The organism is Streptomyces sp. NPDC102259, assembly GCF_044766465.1.
Taxonomy (GTDB): Bacteria; Actinomycetota; Actinomycetes; order Streptomycetales; family Streptomycetaceae; genus Streptomyces.
This window is the reverse complement of the sequence record NZ_JBIWMA010000013.1, coordinates 1-20,818: the sequence shown is the minus strand read 5'-3', so window position 1 is coordinate 20,818 and position 20,818 is coordinate 1. Positions and strand designations below refer to the sequence as shown.

The window sequence follows — 20,818 nt, the reverse complement described above, 5'->3', positions numbered from 1 at the left end:
GCTTGCCCAATGCCCGAGCCCGACCGGCCGCAGGAGCTGCCTGCCCGGCTGCTCACCGATCCCGAGATGATCAATGCGTGCCGGGTACGGGACTTCGGCAGAGTCTTCCGGCTCGTGAAGACCAGAGCGGGCATCTACCCGTCGATGATCGCGAGGCGATGCGAGCTGACGCCAAGCCGCGTCGGCGAAGTAATCGCGGGCCGACGCCAGTTGCTGCACATGGACGTCGTCGAGCGCATCGCCGACGGGCTGCGCATCCCGGGGCACATGCTCGGGCTTGCCCGGCGCCCATGGGAGACGCCTCAAGCTCTCGTCGTCACCGAGCGCGAAGCACCCCAGATGCCGGAGCCGGAACAGCAGGCCCCCGCGTCGCTACCGGGGCCCGACGTGGACAGCATCCTTGCGCTGACCACGAGAACCAACCTCAGCGCAGCGACACTTGCAGCCTTCCGCTCCTCCATCGAGGACTACTGGCGACGAGACGACCAGCACGGCGGGGAGGCACTCAGGCCGGCCGTCGTCGGTCAGCTTCGCTACGTGGTCGGACTCCTCAAGGAGAATCGGCCGCCAGCCATCCAACACGGCCTGTACGGAATCGCGGCCGAACTCGCACGCCTCACCGGCTGGACCTACTTCGACGCCCGCCAGTACAACCAGGCCCGCGCCTACTTCACCGAGGCCCTGCAACTCGCCAAGGCCGTCGACGACCGCCAGTTCATGGCCAACGTCCTTGCCTGCATGAGCTTGCAGGCGACCTACCAGGACAAGCCCGCGGACTCCCTGGCACTCGTGACCGCCGCCCAGGACCAGGCCCGCTCAGCCACCGACACCACCCCGCGCGTCCTCTCGATGCTTTCCATGCGGGAAGCCTTCGCCCACGCCACGCTCGGCAGCCAGACATCCACCCACCGGGCGATCACGGAAGCGCACCGCCAGTTCGAGCAGATCCAGGCGAGCGACCCGGACCCGTCATGGGTGGCCTACTTCGACGAGCCGAAGCTGATCGTGGACACCGGCATTGCCCACGGCCGACTGGGCGAGGCAGCGACAGCCGAACCGTTGATCGCGGACGCCTTACGTCGGGAAGCCCACACCAACCAGCGGGGCCGCGCATTTCACGCGTTCTGGCTGGCCCGTACGCAGCTGGACCAAGGCAAGCTCGACCAGGCGTGCCACACCGCCACCCAAGCCCTGGAGCCTGCATCGGCGGTGGCTTCGGAGCGAGTGTCAGGCCACCTCAGGGAGTTCTACGACCAGTTGGCCCCACACAGGCAGGAGCCCGTAGCCCTGGCCTTCGAGGCGCGACTACGGGAGCTCCTGCCACCAGTCAGCGGATCGCTTCATCCATGAGGACGTACAGGAGACCGACGAGCGATCCACTACTCACGATCTCGCGACGGTCGATCATCCCCCGTATCTCGCTGAGGGGTATCCACTCGATGCGGTCGGACTCGTTCTTCTCCGTGGGCGGACCTTCGTAAGTCGCCCCGTCTGCACGGAAGACATGGTGCTGCGAGTCGGTGATCCCGTTGGCCGGCTCGGCGTAGATCAGGGGCTTGATGGGACCAGGACGCCAGCCCGTCTCCTCCAGCACCTCACGGGCCGCCGCCTCCTCAGGAGTCTCGCCCTCCTCGACCAGGCCCATGGGCAACTCCCAGGCCCAGGAGTCCGTGATGAAGCGGTGCCGCCACATCATCAGCACCTCTTGGCGGTCGTTGACCACGGCAGCCACGGCCAGATGCCGCAGGCGAACGACGTGGTACTCCCACCTGCGCCCGTCAGGCTGTTGGACGTCGACCAGACACAGATTCACCCAAGGGTTGGTGTAGATCTGTCGCTCACCGTGGGTCTTCCACTCCATACCTGCGGCCCCTCTCGATCGGACTCCAGGATCTCAGACTGGAGTAGAGGCGGACGCAACATCGGCCGTTTCACGTCACCTTGACGAGATTCCCGACGCGCGATCTCTCTTGGGCTGACGCAATCAGGGCTAGGCGGGCAAGACCGCGCGGGTAGCAGCGTGGACGAGGCGGGTTGGGAGCGGGCCGCGAGCCCGCCTAGCTTTAGCAACTGAAGCTCTGGAACGTGGCTCGCAGCCTTGGATCAACAGATGTTAACCAGTGGCAAGTAGTACACATTGGGGCATATCGGCTGCATCGCACGGCGAAGCCTGGTGCCGTCAAGTCAGGTTGCGTTGCTTGCCAGCGGTGGTTGGGAGCTGGCATCTGGAGATTGGGCGGCCAACTTCCGGCTTCATGCCTGCCACTTGGGGCCTCACTGTCAATCGCTCCTACTACGCTAGGGAACCCGATCGCGAGGGCTTGAATGGAGAGGGAACGGCGAGCTATGGGACGTCCCTTCTGGGCCAACCTGGACGACGCGTGGAACCGCCTACTTCATGGGCGCGGGCGGTCGGAAGTGCCAGACATTATCAATTGGGCAGATGTACAGGCGTCATGGGGCGATATCCGTTCTGCTGTAGCAACTTCTCTGCGAAACGGACAAGTTGGCCCTGACTATGTCGAAGTGCTAGACCTACCAAAGAACGCAGTAGCGGTGCGCCCGATCGCCAGGCTTTCGGTGCATGACCGACTTGTTTATGACACGTTGGTATTTTCCATCGCGGAGCTTGTAGAGAAGCAACTACACGACAGCGTTTACAGTGCCAGGTGGGGAAAAAACGGAAAGTCGTTCTGGAAGCCAATCGATTCATGGGTGTCGATGCAGAAACGCGGCGTCAGAATGATCAGCAAAACACCGTTTCAGCTCGCCCGTACAGACGTCGTTTCCTTCTACGAGCATATTGATGTTGGAACACTCGCCGTAGACATTCAATCAGTTGGTGCTAACTCGTGGGTGACGGACAGACTGATTTCGTGGCTTCGCATGTTTCAGTCATCAAGCCACGCATGGGGGATACCACAAGGTCCGGACTCTTCAGCGATCTTGGCCAACCTCTACATGCTGCCAGTAGATGAGTTTGTTCATCGCGCCAAGTTCAAATACCTCCGGTACTCCGATGACATGATGATCTTTGACACAGAGCGTGAGTCCCTACGAAGCGCCCTTCTGGAAATCAACTCTATTCTCCGCTCTCGCCGCCTGTCGATGTCTATGACGAAGACCGATATTTACGACGCCATATCGGCTCTTTCGCAACTTGAAAGTTTGGAAAAGGACGCGATCGCTTACGGACTTAGAATCGGCGACGTGGCGGCAGAGGAGAGGCTTTACAAACTCTTCCTAGAAGCCACTGAAGGTGATCAGAATGATCGAGATGTTAAGTTTTCCCTCTTCCGGATGGGAAACCACTCTGACGATCGAGCGATCGCATGGGTGCTACGGAACCTAAAGGAAAGCCACCACTTGGCCAGCGAGCTTCTCAGATACCTGGAGTGTTTCCCAAACAGGCTACCTGCAATCACTCGATCTTTCATATCGGCCATGCGACGCGCCTCAGGTCACAAGTACGACAATCTTGAACAGCGAATATTGCAGGCAGCCACGCGGCAAGATATTTTCGATGCGGATATTCGCGATATGGCGTGGGCTATATTGGGCGACAAAAATAAGTCGAGTCTACCCCGCGAATTTGCCGCCCGCTATCTGGGAAGGGTAAGCACGATCGCCGATGGGCAGCTCCTACGACGCCAGTTCGAGAACGAGGCGGATGTCAATGTGAGACGGGCCCTGCTGGTTGCAATGTATGAAGCGAAGTCCGTATCCCGTTTACTTCTAGAAGCCTTGGCTAATTCCAACTCGCAACTTACTTGGATCAGTCGATACCTGCTCGGAAATCCTCTAGTGCCACTACCACGTTAGGAGTTACCTTGCTAAGGCTTACCGTGTACTTGCTACTGGCCATCGTCTCTGGGGTAGCGAGCTTCTTTATCACCAATTCTACCGTTGTGAATATGACGGCCGGCCTAAGCATGGGACTTGCAGTTCCGGTCTTTGAGCAACTCGCCCAGAATCGGGGAAAGCTTCGAATCCTATGGTACTCATTCCGCTACCGCAACCAGTCGGTCAGAATTTCCACTTCATACCTTTTCAAGATTTATATCGACGGAAAGTACCTGCTGATTCAAGGCTCTAGATGGCGCAATCAGTATCAGCCCGTTGGTGGCGTCCACAAGGTTTCGCCACAGGGAAGCGCAGTCTTGTCCGCAATGGATGTAACTGATGATGGACTGATTCCCGTAGACGCGGCAAACTACCGTGATTTGCGTGTACGAGTTCCAGGGAAGAACCTATTTCAGTTCTTCCAGTGGTTTGACTCTCGATTGGGGCGGGAGGACTCTCCGTGGCGCGAGTTCCAAGAAGAGCTGCTAGCGTCACAAATTCTGCCACAAGATAAATTCCCTCACATCATGCACAACTACCTTAAGCAGGAGGTAGATAAAATCAGGTGGAGTGAGTGGGCGCAGGCGTTCGAGATTCTCGTTGCTGATGTTTACGAGCTCGTCCCGACTCCGGAACAAACACAAGCCTTTAGGGACCTTGCATCAACTCAGAGAACTGATGTCGTGTGGGTGACAGCTGAGCAGATCAAGCGTCGCGGGGTAATCCCCGGGCAGCCTCCCTCCGTCGAAGTGTCCGCCCACAGTAAAAGGATCCTCTGATGCTGTGAGAACTCGTTTTCACCTATTTAATGACGACCACCTGATGATCCTTCGCGACGCAGATTCCATCTACGACGATGTAGCACTCCACGTAGTGCTTGCCACGGTATTTCGTTGGCTCACGACGAGACCGCGAGCCATTATCTCGCTCGATTTGCCCGCGGACACAATTTGCGGACGTCGCCTCCAGTCCCGTGTTTCTGACCTTCCAATAGATCCGGTATGAGCCGGGAACTGTGCACTCGGACACACGAAACTCGATAATGCGATCAGGCCCAACCACATTTCCATGCCTGCGTAGGTTAAAGTTTCGGAATCCTTCTTTCGCTACCACGTTTGCTGTGATGGCCACCTTATACCTCGCGTCTAGCATCTCTGGGATTCCGTAATCACGGTCGAGAAATTGCTCGGTTTCCGTGTGATTTACAGGAACTGATGTTGCCGAAGATTTCACAATGGAGGCAGCTGGAGTCTCGGCGAAGGAATCACCGAAAATCTTGCGCCACATACGAATGCTTTCCGCTCGGTCCTCCTCATCAAACGCCGCCCGAGCCCATTCGTGATAGAGCTTTACTCTATTGCGAAAGTTTTGATACTGGTTTTCGCTCCAGCGGTGGTTAAAGTTTTGTCCGGGACAGCTCGGATCGTCGACGCTTGGCATTGACGGGTTGGATTGGAGGTAGTCATTGAGGTCCGAAAGAATATTGGTGAATGCCGTGGGCAAATCACAGTAGCGCCTTGAGTCTCCAAGTAGTAGCACGCTGTTGACCCTGCTCCCGAGGAGGATATTCAAGATAATTGACTTCGCTGAGAAGGTGTTCTTGTAGTCGCGCAAATACTTGAAGAGGCGAATCACCTTCACGAGTCGGCCGCTTGCAATTCTATTTTTTCCGTCGAGCCACTCATTGAAGCCTTCTGGATTCGTCAGCTCAAACAGGTCGTCGTCGCGATTTGTGACATAGTGACTGCCATGTCGCTCAAGATAAGGGACGACGTCAATGTGGAAGTCATTCGCGTAGTCGACCTTTACGCAATGCGCATGACGGCTCACCATGTGGCCGTAGGTACCGCTTGCGTAGAATACTTTGTACAGTTCCTCAATGTAGTCCTTTGCAGACCAGTCTGCGTTCTCTTCCATCTCCAACAAGACATCAGCGTCGAAATCGTCGTCCTTCCTGACCGGGTTGATCATAGTTCTGTGGGCGTAGGAGCCTTGCGGAATCATGCCAATGTAACGACTGGAAATGGAATTATTTCCGTTTCTGAGAAATTTGGAAACGCTATTTACTCTGGAGTCCAGAGACTGAAGGCGAGACTCGGACAGGTTCACCTGTTCCGATAGAAACGTATTAAAGTGCTTGATTAGCTTCATCGAGCGTCCTTGCCTGTCTCTGAAAATTAGATGCCGAGTCTCTCAGCGGCGATATGGAGGCGGGGTATCAGTGAAGCATTTGTGGGCGTAGCGGGCAATAGGATGTTGCATATCGAATGTGGTTAGTCCCTTGTTTGATGCCGGCACCGTGCGGTTTGCGCGATCGTCTCTGCAGAAGACGGTACCGACGGTGACTGAAGCTGTGACGGAGGACGGCGAACCCTGCGGTGCAGCTACCGTGCAGAGTTGACGGCAATGACGGCGCACAGGTGCACATGATCGCTAATCTGAGCGATCGGGGCGGACGACTGCGGACACTCCTCCCAACGCGCAGCCGGATCCTACGGATCAGAAGGTTTCTGACATCCACGTCTGACATCAACGACGCCGGACGGAGGCGTACACCAGCGGCTCATTCCGGGTGGCGCATCAGCCGCCGACAGCAGTCGAAACGGTCTCGGATCGAACTCCTAAAGAGGGTGTCGCAGGTTCGAATCCTGCCGGGGGCGCCAGGCAGAAGGCCCCGGACCGATCGGCGGATTCCAGGGGGCCTTTGACGTCTAGGGCTGGCACCGGGATGGAGGGGGCACCGCCGCCACTGCGGGTCCGATGGGGCGTGCGCTGGGAGCTCTCATCCCGTCCGCCGTCGACCCTGGCGAAACCGAGCAGACGCGGCCCATGGCGTCCAAGTCGTTCGTACAGTGGCGCGCTCCATCTGGACGCCGTGGACCACGCCCGCGCCACATGCGTGTGGGTCGACGGCGGACGGGATGAGAGCTGGGATAAGTGCGGGTGGGGTGCAGGCTGGAATAAGACGCGTCGGCCACGTCGCACGCCCATGACCCAGCCAAGGTTCAGCACGCGTCCAAGGGGCCTTGGCTCGTGCCAAACAGACAGGGCACAATGCGCGGAGTGGACATGGAAACGAAGGTGGCCTTAGCGGGTGTAGCCGGCTCACTCCTCGGGGCGATGGCTGGGGCACTCGGAGCCACGCGAGCTGCCTCGATCAGTAGCCGCGGGCAGTTCTCCCTGGAGGCCAAGAAGTCCCTCAAGACTGCGGTAAACGCCTTTGCGACAGCTATGCTGCTTCAGCGAGACACCGTGGATGAGATCATGGGCGACATTCGGTGGCGCCGCTTGGAACCTGTAGCAGTGATGGGAAAAGTCCAGGTTGCCCGCCAGTCGCAGGTCGACTTAAAGCGTACGGTAAGTGCCGTTGCAGTAGAGGCACCGGAGTATCCCGCCGCCCTTGCTCAGTTTGCTGTTGTGCATCTCGACATATGGCTCGAACGCCTGGCTGATTACGTTAGTAACGGCATGCCCCCTGCCGAGAATCCCGATCAAGCCGACTTCTGGGAGCAACGTTGGGGAGACAAGCGCTTGATGGACGAAGTAGTCAATAGCTTCACTAGAACCTGCCGTGCCATCTTTACGAGCAAGGGGCGCAGGTTCATTGTACGTTTGCTGCCTCCTGCCTGGCGTCGCCGTACATAGGAGGCAGCGTCGGTCACCGGAGAAGCAGGATGCGGGTTTGAGCTGCTCATGCCGCCCTTGGCCCTCCAATACAGCAGTGGAGTACAGCAACCGGCACGACCACAGCCGACCGTCACCGGTCCACCGTGACCGGCCGATCAGGCCGGCAGACCTCAGCAATCTGCCCGCCCGTAGTTCGCATCGAGGGGCGTCGATCGGGCGGCAGGTTGCCTCGGCCATTGAGACTGCGCCATCCGAGCGGTACCGGGCAGTCAGTACCGGGGAGGGAATCAGGCTCGAAGGTCGACGTAGTACGGTTCCGCTCCCATGACCCAACTCACTTGGGAGTTCCGCATGGCCAGCTACGAAGTACACGCCCAAGCCGCGAGCGATCTCTTGACACCGATCAAGATCGGAAAGCTGGCCTCATATGAACTGCGTGCCCAGGTTGCACAGGTCGAAGCCCTGCTGGCACTCGCCGCAGCCGTCGCCGGTCATCAGACGGGATCGTCATTGCAGCCGCCGCAGTCGGAGCGGTAGCCGGGCCATCCCTGGGGCGTCCGGAGCGGACCAAGGCTGACAGATGTCGACAGCTACGGCGAGGATCGCTGTCTTGGTCTTGTGGTTGCTCTACGGGCCCTGTCGTCGGCTGAGGTTCGTGCCACAGCCGTGCCAGATGCAGGGGTCGGTCACGGTCAACACCGGTACCCCACGGTCGAGCAGCCGCCCGCTTCCTCGGCAGGCGAAGCCGCAGCTCAGCCCGCAGATCACCCAGCCTCTCTCCTAAAGCGGGTGTCGCAGGTTCGAATCCTGCCGGGGGCACCAGTTCAGAAGGGGTCCACCTCCGAAATTTCGGAGGTGGACCCCTTCTGGCATCCAGATCTGACATCAACGGCGACGGTCACTGACGATCGGAACGCCTCCTGAGCAGGCCGCCTTTGATCCGAGGGGCTGTCGGCACTGGGACGGCGACGTGGATGCTGAAGCTGACTGGCTTGCGGTCAGCCGAGGGCCACGGCCGGTTGACCAACGTCGCCGTCCCCCAGTGATCGACCTGATAAGGATGAGGCCACAGGTTCAAAATCCTGTTGGCCCCACCAGTTCGAAGACCCCGGCCCATCGCGGTCGGGGTCTTCGGCGTTCACGGCGCCTCGCCCTCCAGGAGCCGCACTGGGTAGGCCGATCCCTGCCGAAGTGGGCTGACGGCAGACGCGATGGGGGCTGAGGTGAGTGGCGGATGGGTGCGAGTGGGATCATCACGCATGACACTGATGAAGTACATGACAAGCGCCAAGGATGAGCGATGGTGGATACAGGGTCTCGGGCTCACGGCCGCAGCGGTCTGGGCCGGCGCCCGCGCGTTGGGTAACGGACGACCGCTACTACTGCGGGTGGGCTTCGGAGCATCGGCGATTTGTCTCCTGGTCGCCCTTGCGGGACTCATCATCGACCGAATTCGAGCAACCAGGCGAGGCCGCAGAGGTTCTGCGGACGACACTGCCGCGGGCGAGGCGCAAGAGCCTTGATCAATGAGATTTCGAGGGGGTCCCGGGGTCCCACTCCCGTGCCGGAACGGACGGGGACTCGCGGGAACTGGTGTTTTCCACTGACGACGAGCGCACCGGGTGAGTGTCCAACTGCGTGACAACGCCGACGAACACCGGCGAACAACCGCGGACGCCTGCGGACCGTCAGCGCTGGTGAGGGCCCCACCAGCCCAAGGTCAGACGCCCACCGAAGTCGCTGCGGCACGAAGAGGTCATCATGCATGTCTCGCCGTACCGTTCTCGCCGTCGCGGCCGGCCCGGGGTACACGATGCTTGGGGTATGGCCCCTGAACCCAGCGCTGCTCCATCGATGACCACGCAGCTAGTGCGGTGACCGACGGAACCGCCAGAGTTTTCACGTGGGAGGAAGGCGCGCGCATCGAGGTCCGCAACCTGGGCGGCGAGATCGTGATCGAGGCCAACGCCGCCGGGTTGAAGACCCTGGCCGGCCACCTCCCACCCTCGCGCAGGACGGCACACCGGACGGTGCTCATCTCCACTTGGAGGAGAACAACGGGCTCGAAGAAGGCTCCGTAGGGCTGGCCTTGGAGCCGTGCGATGACGAATGACTCGTGCCAAGCGCGTGCCAGATCGTGCGGGGCACCACGGGGAACAGCGGGGAACCAATCGACCGTCCATGGCGCGTCCGTGTCCCGCCGCCGCAGGTCAGGCCTGGAGCAAGCTCCAGAGGCCCTGAGCTTCCCGAGCTGAGGGCTCTGGCCGCTGGAGCCAAGGGGTACGTTGCAGGGATGTCAACCGAGTCCGTACCGACCTGTCCCCAGTGCGGTGGGCCGTTGAAGGCCGGCGCGATGGCGCTTTGTCACCGCGAGGAGGACGACCGCCGCACCTGTCGGGTGGTCTGGGGCTGCTCCAACCAACACGTCTGGTGGAAGTGGGCCGACCGCCCGACCGCCCCGCTGGAACTCTGTCCCCACCCGGACCTGATGGACGGCTGACATCCACGGGTGACATCAACGACGCCGGACGGGGTCCCGCTCCGGGACGAGACGGTCGTCCGGTCCGACCTGATGTATCCGGGCCCCGATGCCAGGCCCATCGAGGAGGTTCGCTTCCGCTTGGAGTAAATGCCTGGGCGAGGTCGAGCGAGCCAGTCGCCCGAACTCTTGCCGCACAGGTGCGCGTCCGTGCGATTCGGTTCTACCTCCCGCGGGCATGATTGCCGTCTGTTCGGGGGGCAACTGTCCGGAGGGGGGCGCCACATGGCATTCGGAAGCAGCATCGTCATGGACCAGCCGAGAACGATGTTCGCCCATGTGCTGAGTGTGCAGGGGGGCGTGGCGGGCTCGGTGATGGTCACCAATCACCGGATCCAGCCGCTGCCCATGCGGCCCCAGGAAGGCAGCGGCACGGGCAAACTCGTCTGCCAGGCCTGCGGCGAACAGTTCCTGGTGACCGTCCACAGCCGCGACCGCACCACCGCCAACCGAGTCCGCTACTTCGTCCTCGGCCTCACCGGCCTGGCGCTCGCCGCCTTGCTGCTCTGGCTCACCTTCGACGTCGCCATGCAGCCGGACGGCTCGGACCTCGACATGGAACCGGACATTGCTTCCTGGTACGGATACACCGGCATAGCCGGCGTCTTTCTCCCCATCTTCGGCCTGGGCTACCTCATCAACGCCCGCAAGTACGACGGCGTCGGCAAACTCCGCCGCATCGGTGAGGACGGCACCACGTCCATCCGCACCGCAGGGCACAAACTGCTGCCGGCCAAGTAGGAACACCCACGGCCGCAGCACCACACAGTGCGGGCAGCCCGCCTATGCCGGCACCGGTGACCAACGCGACGGTGTCGTGCAGTTGTTCAGCCACGGGGGTCTTCCTGCCGTATCCCAGCCAGGTGTCGTGCCACGCGGCCCCGTCTGCGCCAGACAGGGCCGAGGACACGTACGTACCCCAGGCCGGCAGTGTCGGGCGCGGCGCGGCTGCCTGTTCATGCAGACGCTCAGCCGCCTGATCGGCCGCCCGACCACCCCGCTTGCCGAATCCATCGCGGCTGCGCTCGGGGCTTCAAACCGGGCTGACCAGACCATCACCGACCGCCAGGCTGCGACAGTCGCGTAGCCGGCCACCACAGCATCGGGTCACTCGACTCGATCTGCGACGCTGGTACAGCCATGCCAAGCCCGGAGATTGCTTATCGCTACGCATACTCGGCGACGAGCTCCGGGCGGTATGTGGCTTGGTAGTCGTCGAGCGCCCGTCGAAGCATGACGGCTCCGTGGGGAACGTCCGCCTCGAGCTGATCCCAGCCGAGGAAGCGCATGGATCGAACTTACCGAGCGGCGGCCACCGTCACTGGGCATCCTGGCGAGGCTGGCAGTCGTTGCCCTGTGATACTTCATGCCTGTGACCAGTGAGAATCCCCGTCTCGTGACATCAGCTGCCCCGCCGGCCAGGCGACAGATCCAGTCCTGGCAGGACGCCGAGCACAACGCTGCGGCATGGATGCGCCATTGGGGCTTCAGTGACGCCCAGGCGAAGCCAGGCGGTGCTGACGGAGGTATCGACGTACGCTCGCGCCGCGCCCTGGGACAGGTCAAATATCAGGCTGCCGCCGTCGGCCGCCCCGAACTGCAAAACCTCTTCGGCGCCCGGGGCCGCGACATGCACAAGCAGCTGTTCTTCTTCACCGGCAGTCGCTATGCCGCCACCGGCATCGAATACGCCGACACCAACGACATCGCTTTGTTCGTCTACGCCCTGGACGGGGCGATGACCCCCGTCAACAAGGTTGCCCGGCGCGTCGGGAAACCATCGGCCCCCCTCACGCCCCAGGCTCCGACCCGACTCCCGCCCCTCACTTCGGTTGCCATCGCCCCGGCCACACCCGCTCCACGACCTTCGGTGTCTCCTGGACCGCAGGTGTCGAAGGGGCCCAGATGGGGCCGGATCGTCCTGGGGTTGGTTCTGGCCGTCATAGCTGTTGCGATTCCCCACGGGTCCACGGTCATTCCCTGGCCCAACGCGACGGTTATGACCATCGGACTGTTGGTGATTCCCGTCATCCTGATCGTCTGGGGGTTGGCGGCGACGAACCAGCGCAGCTTCGTGGCCACTGGCGCCAGCCTGGTCCTCATCGATTTGGCCTTGGCTTGGATGCTGAATCGGCATTTGTGGGAAAACACCGTTACTTGGATCCTCATCACTGTGGTTCTTGGCGTTGCGACCCTGTTGATCCGATGGAATGCCCGAAACCGTGCTCGGGCCAGGGCTGCTGCGGCTGTCGTGGCCAACCAGGCCACGCCTGCCTGACTCCCCCATCCGCCGACGGAGGAAGGTGGTCTCCCACGTCCTGGACTGGGAGGACCTGCCTACCGCCCTGCCGGAGAAGCATCTGAAGCCGGTCTTCGTCCGGGCCGATGACTGCCCCCACCCGACCCACACCCCACCCGGCCCGCACCTCACGGGCCCACCGGCCCACCGGCCCCCCGAGCGACCCCTGAGGACCGGCCGCTCGGGCACCTCGTAAGGGTTGTGGGTCAGGTGGTGGCCCAGTACGGGCCGGTCGCGGTGCGGTGCAGGAGGGTGACCGGGCTGGCGTCCGCCGTCTTCACCCGGAGCTGGAACCGCAGGTGCTTTCCGGCCGGGACGGTGCCGGACGCGGCGAACTGGTGGCCACCGCCGCCGTAACGGGTGACTGTCTGGTAGGCCGACGGGTGCTGGCCCGAGGTGTCCGTCAGGTAGAAGCGGCCCTCGACGAGCGCGTCGTCCGGGGCCTTCTCGTCGAGTGAGACATGGACCAGGGTGTCGTGCAGGCGCGGCCCGGAGTGGACGACCGGGTCCGTGAACGCCAGGCTGACCCACTCGCCGGAGGGCAGCTCGACATCGGTGTCGTTCGTTTCGCTCAGCATCATCGGGTTGGGCACGGTGTCCTCCTGGCTCGGGGTGGTCGGGGTGGGGTTCGCATCGGCGCCGGGGGCCTTGCGCAGCCGGGCCGCGACCCTGGCGCGGAAGTCGGCCATGGTGAAGCCGCGTGGGTCCGTCTTCGTGTTCGTCCACTCCTTGTGGCCGATCACGGAGGCGGCGGACCAGCCGTGGGCCCGGCACAGCGCGGCGCAGGCGCGGACCATGGCGTCCAGCTGGACCGCCGGCCAGGGGTCCTTGCCGTCGCCGAGGTTGATGCACTCGAAGCCGTAGAAGCGGGCGTTGCCGTCCGTGTCGCTCTCGTTCGGCGCGGGCAGCGCCTTCTCGGCGATGACCGCTTTCAGCACGTCGCCGTCGCCGCTGCCGGCGTGGTTGGCACGGCCCCAACCGACGAGGTGCACGACGCCCCGCTTGTCGATGACGCCGTGACACAGCGGTCCGGGCAGGCCGGCGTATCCGTCACGGCATATCGCTACGGAGGCGGCCGTCCCGGACGTCACGGTGTGGTGGACGACCACCCCCGCGACCGGGCCCCACGCGCCGTGCCCTGCCCGGTTGTGGGTGCGCCAGCCGCCGACCTCGACGACGGTGACGCCCTCCGCTCTGAGGGCGGCTAAAACCCTCGCTGCGGTCAGGGGAGTTGCCATGGTGGTTCCTTTCAGAGAAGCCGTGCCTATCTGGGTGCCCCGCCAAATCGATTCGCCACCGTCGAACTTGCCGCCGCCGGGCTCCGACGTCCGCGGGAGGGCGGTTCATCCCGCTCCGCACCCTCCCGTCACACATGAGAGCGGTGTGGCGCAGCCGCTACCCTCGGCGCATGACGACACATCAGGCGGATGCCGCGTAGGTCCCCGCGCGAGATGCGGGCCGCCGGGCCCGGCGGGCAGAGCGAGGGTGCGGTGAGCACGCTGCTCGTCGGCGCGTGCCCTGGAGCCCCGGCGTGCGCCGCCGTGCACACGTACCTCTTCGTCGACGGCCTCGACGTGGTCGCGCGCAGCGACAGCAGAATGGCCGGCCTCGATCCGAGGCGACTGCTGCGCCCGGGCGGGCCGCTCTATCCGACGGACATGCCGTGCGAGGTGGCGGTGGCGGCGCGGGAACAGCGCGAGCCGGGACCGGAGAAGCTGACGTTCCGGATCCGGCTCCGGGGCGGGACGGTCATCTGGTCCGACCTGATGTATCCGGGCCCCGACGGGCGGCTCGTCGAGGAGGTCCGCTTCTGTCTGGAGCAGTACCTGGGCGAGGTCGGGCGAGCGTACGCGGCGTTCAGAGAGCCGTCTTGATCGTCAATGTGCCCCCATGGGTGGGTAGTTCATGAGGGCGAGTCTGTCCAGGTTCTGCCCGGTGGTGTATCTGCTGTCCGGGAGGCGTTGGACGTAGCCCTGTTGGATGAGCATGGACAGGGCCGCTGCCTCCGCCATGCCGAACCTCGTCAGGGAGCGGACGATCTGGGCTTGGGAGACCACGCCGTGCGGTGCCTGGGTGACTACTTCCAGGATCCTCAGGGCTTCGCGGGTTGCGTGATGTGCCTGCGCGTTCGGCTTGCCCGGACGCTCGGCGGGCTGCCCGTCGGGCGCGGTGCCGGTGCCGGCGGTCAGCTTGGTGCCCGCGGTCAGCTTGGTGCCCGCGGTCAGCGTGGCGCCTGAAGTCAGCGTGGCGCCCGCGCCCACCAAGCCGCGGCGGTTGAGCATGAGGTCCATTCCCGTGAACTCGGTGAGGACCGCGGCAGTGCGCTCCGGTGCCCACGGCACGCCGTCCGGATTCTCCCCGCCCCCGCCCGCGGACCGTGTCCTCATGCGCCCGCGTCCGACCAGACCGAGGTCCTCGGCGGTCACGACCCGGCCGAGTCGTTCGGTGAACAGGGCTGCCAGCGCCTGCGGTACGGGGTCGCGCGGGATCTCCCCCGCGTCCAGCCAGCGCCGTACCCGCGAGGTGTCGGTTGCCAGGTGCGGGTGACCCATGGCGGCCGTCTGCCTGCTCAGCAGTCTGGCGAGGTCGCCCTTGGACCAGCCGGTCAGGCGGAACAACTCCTGTAGGCGGGTGTTGGGGGTGAGGTGCCGTCGGCGGGGAGGCTCGCCGGACAGCTCCAGGCGAACGACACGGCCCAGCTTTCGCTCCATGTGGAGGGAGACGTGTTCCATGCCCTTCGCGAGGGCGTCGGCGTCGGAAGCGCCCTGGGCCGTGAAGACGATGACGTCGCGGGTGATGCCGCGCGCGATGAAGGGCGTGCCGAGTCCCCTCGTCGCGCTCAGCCACGCCCGCCTCGTCCTGCGAACGCTCAGCCACCTGCCGAGTAACGCCCCGGGTCTCCGGCTGGTCGCGCAGCGCCGCCGGAACCGGGGAAGAGCGCCGCACGCAGCCACACCCACAGCCGCAGCCACAGCCACACCCACAGCCAGGAGTGACAGGACAGTGGCTTCGGGCCGGCGCTCGTACAGCACCAGCAGCATGGCCCGTACCTCATGCCACCACCGTGAGGGCGAGGCGCCCGTCCCGTCGCCGGGTTCCCTCGCCGGATCGGCGCGTTGCGGGTGTCCGCCGATGAAACGACCCGTAGCACACACGATGGCGGCCACCACGGCGGCGACAAGGCTCGCGCGCAGCAGAACCATGCCGCGGGAGACGTGTGTGGCGACCGTGCCCGGGGCTCTGTCCATGAGATTCGCCGCCTCGCCCTGGGTGAAGTCCAGCGCCTTGGTCGCCCATACCGCGGTGCGCTGCTGGGGAGACAGGCCGGCCAGGGCCTTGTCGACGGCACAACGGTTGACCACCAGCGCGGAGAAGTCCGGCGATCGCGGTGGGTCGAAGCGGAGAGGATCAGCCGTACGACGGGCCTCCAAGCGGCTGTGATCAGCCTGCTGCCGGGCCCGGTTGGCCACCTCGGTGCGGATCACCGCCCGCAGGTAGCTGATCGGATGCTCGATGGACGCCGGGTTGCGCAGGGCCTTGGTGAAGGCGTTCTGCACGATGTCCTCGGCCGAGACCACCGACTCCGGCACGCCGCGGGTCAGGAGCGCGTGCCGAGCGGTCACCGTCAGGCTGACCCGGTACTTCGCGTACAGGGCGCCCAGGGCCTCGGCGGTCACCGCCTCCCGCTCAGTCATTGTCTTCCTCTCTCCTCAGGTGCACTTCGCGCGAGTCGCTCGGACTCGCCGACCTGGCGCGGATGATCTCGGCGCGGGCGTAGGACCGGTTGCGATGTGCCACGCTGTCGAGCCAGCCTTTGATCGCTGGGGCCAGCGGGGCGACCACGTACAAGAGTGCAGCGGCGAGCTCCATCGTCCAACCTCCCTTGAGGTGCGGGCCGTTGGCGCTCTTCGGGCGCGGCGGCCGTTCACGGAAGAGAGGTATGAGCGCGCCGTTCTCATGACATGCCGTCCGAGATCTTCCGTTTCTCCGGACGGAAGCGGCACGGGCACCGCAGGTCCCCCGGCGGGGGAATCGGGGTCGCGCGGTTGTTCGTGCAGGTCGGCGTTTAGGGTCGTCCGGTGACGAGTAGCGGTGTGCGGCGCTTCCCCGTTGTCGACGGCGGCCGTGCGACGAAGACGCCCGACGACTGGCGGGGCCGGCTGCGCCTGTTCGGGTACGCCGGGCGTCCTCGGGTCGATGTGCGGGAGCGTCTGGTTCCGGCGTTTCCGGGGCCGTCGACCCGCGTGTGGGAGCTCATACGTCTCGGTCCGGCCGGGGCGTACCGCGTCGTGAAGGTGCTGGACTGGCTGGGGCCGGTACTCGTCGCCGCGCTGGCCGGAGCGATCCGGTTCCGGCGTCTCGGGCAGCCGCGGGGCCTCGTCTTCGACGAGACCTACTACGCCAAGGACGCCTGGGCACTGCTGCGGCTCGGCTACGAGGGCAGCTGGCCCGACCGCAAGATCGCCGACCCGCAGATCCTCGCGGACCCGCAGGTGATCCCGCTCTCCGACACCGGGGCGTTCGTCGCCCACCCGCCGACGGGCAAGTGGGTGATCGCCCTCGGTGAGTGGATGTTCGGCCTCACCCCGTTCGGCTGGCGCTTCATGACCGCGGTGCTGGGCACGCTGTCGGTGCTGATGCTGTGCCGTATCGGACGCCGTCTGTTCCGGTCGACGGCGCTGGGCTGTCTGGCCGGCGCGCTGATGGCGCTGGACGGTCTGCATGTGGTGATGAGCCGTTCCGCGCTGCTGGACCTCGTCGTCATGTTCTTCGTGCTGGCGGCGTTCGGCTGTCTGCTGCTCGACCGGGACCACGCACGGGCGCGGCTCGCGGCGGCCCTCCCGGTGGACGGGGACGGCCACGCGCGCCCGGACCGGGTCACGGGCGAACGTGCCGGGACGGGACCGCGTCCGTGGCGGCTCGCGGCCGGCGTCTTCCTGGGGCTGGCGGCCTCGACCAAGTGGAACGGCCTGTACTTCCTCGTCTTCTTCGTGGCCCTCACCCTGCTGTGGGACGTCGGCTCCCGCCGCGTGGCCGGGGCCGGTCGCCCGTACCGGGCGGTGCTGCGCAAGGATCTCGGCTGGTCGGTGCTGTCCGTCGTGCCGGTCGCCGTGGTGACCTATCTGGTGACGTGGGCCGGCTGGTTCCGGTCCGACGACGGTTACGGGCGGCACTGGGCGGACGGCCGCGGCGGCCCCTGGTCGTGGATACCGGCCCCGCTCCGCAGCCTGTGGCACTACGAGTACGGCGTCTACCGGTTCAACGTGGGGCTCCACACCTGGCACCGGTACGAGTCCAACCCGTGGAGCTGGCTGGTCCTCGGCCGCCCGGTGCTGTTCGACTACCGGTCGCCTAAGGCCGGGCAGGACGGGTGCCACGCCACGACCGACTGCTCGCAGGCCGTCCTCGCGCTCGGCACACCGCTGCTGTGGTGGTCGGCGTGCTGCGCGCTCGTCTATCTGCTCTACCGGTGGGCGCTGCGCCGCGACTGGCGCGCGGGCGCCGTCCTGTGCGCGGTGGCGGCCGGCTATCTGCCCTGGTTCCTGTACCAGGACCGCACGATCTTCTCCTTCTACGCGGTCGCCTTCGTGCCGTACCTGTGTCTGGCCGTGGCGATGATGCTGGGCGCGCTCCTGGGTCCGCCGGGGGCGGGCGAGAGACGCCGGACACTGGGCGCGGTCGCCGCGGGCGGCCTCGTGCTGCTCATCGCCTGGAACTTCATCTACTTCTGGCCCGTTTACACCGGCCAGGCGATCCCGGTCGGCGACTGGCGGTCGCGGATGTGGCTCGACACGTGGATCTAGCCGGGCGGACGCACCGCCAGGATCACCGGGACCGCCAGACCGCCAGAACCACCAGGATCAACGGGACCGCCAGGACCGCCAGGACCGCGCCGACCGCGGCGAACCCGCGGTCGGCGTGATCGGCGCGGTCGGCGCGGTCGGCGCGGTCGGCGTGATCGGGGTGATCGGGGTGATCGGGGGCGCTCGTGGTCCGGCGTCGACGGGACCGTTCCGCGGTTACTTGAGTTCGGCTTCGGTGTAGTAGCCGCCCGCGACCAGGACGTACTCGTAGTTGGTCTTGTCGACGGTGGTCGGCTGCAACAAGTAGGCGGGCACGGCCTTGACTCCGTTGTCGTAGGCCCTTCTGTTGTTCACCTTCGGCGTCTTGTCGTTGAGTATGTCGTCCGCCATCTCCGCGGCGACTCCGGCGAGTTGACGGAGGTCCTTGTAGACGGTCTGCGACTGCTCACCCGCGATGATCGACTTCACCGAGGCGAGTTCGGCGTCCTGCCCGGTGACGATCGGCAGCGGCTTGTTGCCGGAGCCGTAGCCGTTCGCCTTCAGCGCGTTCAGGACGCCGATGGAGATGCCGTCGTACGGCGACAGAACCGCGTCGACCTTCTTGCTCCCGTACGACTCGGCGAGGATGCCGTCCAGGCGCTTCTGCGCGGTGGGCCCGTCCCAGCGCAGGGTGGTGACGTCCTTGAGCGCGGTCTGGCCGGACCGGACCACCAACTGCTTGGTGTCCAGGTACGGCTGGAGGAGGTGCATCGCGCCGTCGAAGAAGAACTTGGTGTTGTTGTCGTCGGCGGAACCGGCGAACAGCTCGATGTTGAACGGGCCCGCGCCGTCCTCCAGGCCGAGCTTGTCGATGATGTAGCGGGCCTGGAACCGGCCGACCTGCTCGTTGTCGAAGGAGACGTAGTAGTCGACGTTCTCGGTACCGAGGATGAGCCGGTCGTAGGAGATCACCGGGATGTTCGCGTCGGCGGCCTTCTGCAGCACGCCGTTCAGCGACTTGTTGTCGATGGCCGCGATGATCAGCGCGTCGACGCCCTGCTTGATCAGGGCCTCGATCTGTGAGACCTGCGTCTTCGGGTCGTCCTTGCCGTACACCAGCTTGGCCTGGTAACCGTCGGCCTTCAGGTCGTCGACGACGCTCTTGCCGTCGGTGAGCCAACGCTCGGAGGCCTGGGTCGGCATGGCGATGCCGATGGTGCCGCCGTCGGAACTGCCCTCGGAGCTACCCCCGACGTCCTGGCCGCAGCCGGACAGGGTGAGGGCGACAGAGACGGCTCCGGCGGTGGCGGCGAGGGCAGCTCTTCGGTTGCGCATGGTGATCGTTCCTCGTTCTTCTCGTCGTTGAGAGGATGGGGGGTGTCGGATGGCTGTGGGGAACCGGTGGAGCGGGCCGGACAGCCGGCGAGCAGGGCGGGCGATCCGGGGGTGGGACGCGCCGTGTCCGCTTCCGCGCGGCTTGGTGCGGGGGTCGGGTCCCGACCCCTCAGGGGGGCGCCGTGCGGGTGGGTTTCGGGCGCCGGGTACCGACCGGACTTCCGGTGAAGGGGTACGCCCCGCGGCGCGGATCCGCTCGGCGATCTCTTGGATCCGCGTGCGGTCGCGAGGCCGTCGGGGGCCCGGCGCGCCTGGTCATGGACGGCGAACAGGCGGAGGGTCACGCTGAACTGACTGCCGATCGGATCGCCCGGCGCGTGGCTCGGGCCGGCGCTCCAGCGCCTCGGTGTCCGGTGGATCATCGATCAGTGCGGCGGGACGGCCCTGTAAGCAGGACGTGCCGGCTCTCGTGATCGCGTCACCGGGGCGCACCTGTACATACGCCAGGCCGCGCCGGGGCGCGCCTGCCACGTATGCACTGATTTCGGTGGCGCGCAGGGCACTTGCCTTTCAGCCGTTCGAAATATCGTCACGTGGTCGGAATGGTGGCGTGACAATAAGAGGGGGTGTGCGGGGTGTCAACGCTACGAACTGAAACGGTTCCGGAAAGTGGTGGAGATCGCTTTCTGTCTACCGTGGAATCCTGTGGAAACGCCATGAAAAACGGCCGAGTTGGGCACCCGGGGAGGTCACTGCGCAGGTGACGGCGCCCCCGACCCGCTGCCACACCCGCGCGCCTCAGGCGTGCCTCGCGCATGTCTCCCGCGTGCCTCCGGCGGCACGGCTTCCGGGGTCCGGGGTCCGGCTTCCGAGGTCAGGGGTCCGCCACCGCGGTGTTCAGCGCAGGGTGAGCGGGGTCTCGACGGCGACCCGGGTGAGCTTCTCGGGGTTGCGGACGTAGTAGATGCCGGTGATGCGGCCGTCCTCGACGCGGATCGCCATGACACCGTCGTCCTCGCCGTCGAACCGCATGAGCAGTGCCGGGCTGCCGTTGACCAGGGTGGGGTGGCCGGTGAGGACGGCCTCGTGCCGGCCCGCGGTGGCGATGATGAAGCGGGCCACCTTGTCGGCGCCGACGACGGGCCGTCGCGCGGCCTGTTTGACGCCCCCGCCGTCGTTGAGCATGACGACCTCGGGCGCGAGCACGTCGAGGAGGCCCTGGAGGTCCCCGGTGTCGAGGGCGTGCCGGAACGACTCCAGCACCGCCCGGGTCTCGCGCGGGGAGACCACCTCGCGAGGCCGGCGGGCGTCGACGTGCTTGCGGGCGCGGTGGGCGATCTGGCGGACGGCCGCGGGGCTCTTGTCGACGGCGGCCGCGATCTCGTCGTAGCT

Annotated in this window: 17 protein-coding genes, 2 tRNA genes and 1 pseudogene; 13 read left to right on the top strand and 7 right to left on the bottom strand. The window is 65.0% G+C overall.

Going from position 1 to position 20,818, the window contains the following annotated elements; translation table 11 throughout:
- Window positions 1-9 precede the first annotated feature (9 nt).
- Entirely contained in the window at window positions 10-1,350 is a 1,341-nt protein-coding gene (locus ACIRPU_RS27010) for a helix-turn-helix domain-containing protein (RefSeq protein ID WP_403871770.1), read from the top strand.
- Here the strand turns inward: ACIRPU_RS27010 and ACIRPU_RS27005 are convergent.
- The gene (locus ACIRPU_RS27005) at window positions 1,328-1,861 is read right to left on the bottom strand and encodes an NUDIX hydrolase (protein WP_054244045.1); all 534 of its coding nucleotides are present in this window, start codon (window positions 1,859-1,861) and stop codon (window positions 1,328-1,330) included. The two genes, ACIRPU_RS27010 and ACIRPU_RS27005, sit on opposite strands and share 23 nt — an antisense overlap.
- Window positions 1,862-2,346: 485 nt before the next feature.
- On the opposite strand from ACIRPU_RS27005, the gene ACIRPU_RS27000 reads away from it, so the two are divergent.
- Window positions 2,347-3,822 carry an RNA-directed DNA polymerase gene (locus tag ACIRPU_RS27000; RefSeq protein WP_403871768.1) on the top strand — a complete coding sequence of 492 codons (1,476 nt, stop codon included), beginning with the start codon at window positions 2,347-2,349 and terminating at the stop codon, window positions 3,820-3,822.
- A 92-nt stretch (window positions 3,823-3,914) separates the two neighbouring features.
- The gene (locus ACIRPU_RS26995; protein ID WP_403871766.1) at window positions 3,915-4,622 is read left to right on the top strand and encodes a hypothetical protein; all 708 of its coding nucleotides are present in this window, start codon (window positions 3,915-3,917) and stop codon (window positions 4,620-4,622) included.
- A gap of 22 nt (window positions 4,623-4,644) precedes the next feature.
- Here the strand turns inward: ACIRPU_RS26995 and ACIRPU_RS26990 are convergent, their stop codons facing one another.
- Entirely contained in the window at window positions 4,645-5,994 is a 1,350-nt protein-coding gene (locus ACIRPU_RS26990; protein ID WP_403871764.1) for a cyclic GMP-AMP synthase DncV-like nucleotidyltransferase, read from the bottom strand.
- A gap of 445 nt (window positions 5,995-6,439) precedes the next feature.
- Between ACIRPU_RS26990 and ACIRPU_RS26985 the strand changes: the two genes are divergently transcribed.
- The 8 genes from ACIRPU_RS26985 (at window position 6,440) to ACIRPU_RS26950 (ending at window position 12,287) form a co-directional block, all read left to right on the top strand.
- A tRNA-Phe gene (locus ACIRPU_RS26985) sits at window positions 6,440-6,506 on the top strand.
- A gap of 406 nt (window positions 6,507-6,912) precedes the next feature.
- Window positions 6,913-7,488 carry a hypothetical protein gene (locus tag ACIRPU_RS26980; protein ID WP_403871762.1) on the top strand — a complete coding sequence of 192 codons (576 nt, stop codon included), beginning with the start codon at window positions 6,913-6,915 and terminating at the stop codon, window positions 7,486-7,488.
- Window positions 7,489-7,821: 333 nt separating this feature from the next.
- Window positions 7,822-8,007, top strand: a complete 186-nt coding sequence (locus ACIRPU_RS26975) for a hypothetical protein (RefSeq protein WP_403871760.1) — start codon at window positions 7,822-7,824, stop codon at window positions 8,005-8,007.
- 207 nt (window positions 8,008-8,214) lie between these two features.
- A tRNA-Arg gene (locus ACIRPU_RS26970) sits at window positions 8,215-8,292 on the top strand.
- 1,052 nt (window positions 8,293-9,344) lie between these two features.
- Window positions 9,345-9,551: a hypothetical protein gene (locus ACIRPU_RS26965; protein ID WP_403871758.1), complete on the top strand. Its 207-nt coding sequence runs from the start codon at window positions 9,345-9,347 to the stop codon at window positions 9,549-9,551.
- Between the two features lie 212 nt (window positions 9,552-9,763).
- Window positions 9,764-9,970 (top strand): dehydrogenase, encoded by a 207-nt coding sequence (locus tag ACIRPU_RS26960; RefSeq protein WP_403871756.1) that lies wholly within the window; start codon window positions 9,764-9,766, stop codon window positions 9,968-9,970.
- 264 nt (window positions 9,971-10,234) lie between these two features.
- The gene (locus ACIRPU_RS26955; RefSeq protein ID WP_403871754.1) at window positions 10,235-10,750 is read left to right on the top strand and encodes a hypothetical protein; all 516 of its coding nucleotides are present in this window, start codon (window positions 10,235-10,237) and stop codon (window positions 10,748-10,750) included.
- Window positions 10,751-11,375: 625 nt separating this feature from the next.
- The gene (locus ACIRPU_RS26950; RefSeq protein ID WP_403871752.1) at window positions 11,376-12,287 is read left to right on the top strand and encodes a restriction endonuclease; all 912 of its coding nucleotides are present in this window, start codon (window positions 11,376-11,378) and stop codon (window positions 12,285-12,287) included.
- 227 nt (window positions 12,288-12,514) lie between these two features.
- Here ACIRPU_RS26950 and ACIRPU_RS26945 read toward each other — a convergent pair whose 3' ends face one another.
- Window positions 12,515-13,546 (bottom strand): N-acetylmuramoyl-L-alanine amidase, encoded by a 1,032-nt coding sequence (locus ACIRPU_RS26945; RefSeq protein ID WP_403871750.1) that lies wholly within the window; start codon window positions 13,544-13,546, stop codon window positions 12,515-12,517.
- 189 nt (window positions 13,547-13,735) lie between these two features.
- Here ACIRPU_RS26945 and ACIRPU_RS26940 point away from each other — a divergent pair, with 189 nt between their 5' ends.
- A complete protein-coding gene (locus tag ACIRPU_RS26940; protein ID WP_403871748.1) occupies window positions 13,736-14,182 on the top strand; it encodes a hypothetical protein in 447 nt (148 codons plus the stop codon).
- Between the two features lie 3 nt (window positions 14,183-14,185).
- On the opposite strand, the gene ACIRPU_RS26935 is transcribed toward ACIRPU_RS26940, so the two are convergent.
- Complete coding sequence (locus tag ACIRPU_RS26935) at window positions 14,186-16,003, bottom strand: RNA polymerase sigma factor (protein ID WP_403871746.1); 1,818 nt, start codon at window positions 16,001-16,003, stop codon at window positions 14,186-14,188.
- A complete protein-coding gene (locus ACIRPU_RS26930; RefSeq protein WP_403871744.1) occupies window positions 15,996-16,178 on the bottom strand; it encodes a hypothetical protein in 183 nt (60 codons plus the stop codon). Before ACIRPU_RS26930 ends, ACIRPU_RS26935 begins: the two co-directional genes overlap by 8 nt.
- A 224-nt stretch (window positions 16,179-16,402) precedes the next feature.
- On the opposite strand from ACIRPU_RS26930, the gene ACIRPU_RS26925 reads away from it, so the two are divergent.
- A complete protein-coding gene (locus tag ACIRPU_RS26925; protein WP_403872122.1) occupies window positions 16,403-18,112 on the top strand; it encodes a dolichyl-phosphate-mannose--protein mannosyltransferase in 1,710 nt (569 codons plus the stop codon).
- Window positions 18,113-18,328: 216 nt separating this feature from the next.
- Here ACIRPU_RS26925 and chvE read toward each other — a convergent pair whose 3' ends face one another.
- Both chvE and ACIRPU_RS26915 read right to left on the bottom strand, forming a co-directional pair.
- Window positions 18,329-19,426, bottom strand: coding sequence for a multiple monosaccharide ABC transporter substrate-binding protein (gene chvE / locus ACIRPU_RS26920; protein ID WP_403871742.1), 1,098 nt, complete (start codon window positions 19,424-19,426; stop codon window positions 18,329-18,331).
- An 897-nt stretch (window positions 19,427-20,323) separates the two neighbouring features.
- Window positions 20,324-20,818: pseudogene (locus tag ACIRPU_RS26915) on the bottom strand (RNA polymerase subunit sigma-24); the annotation flags it as partial.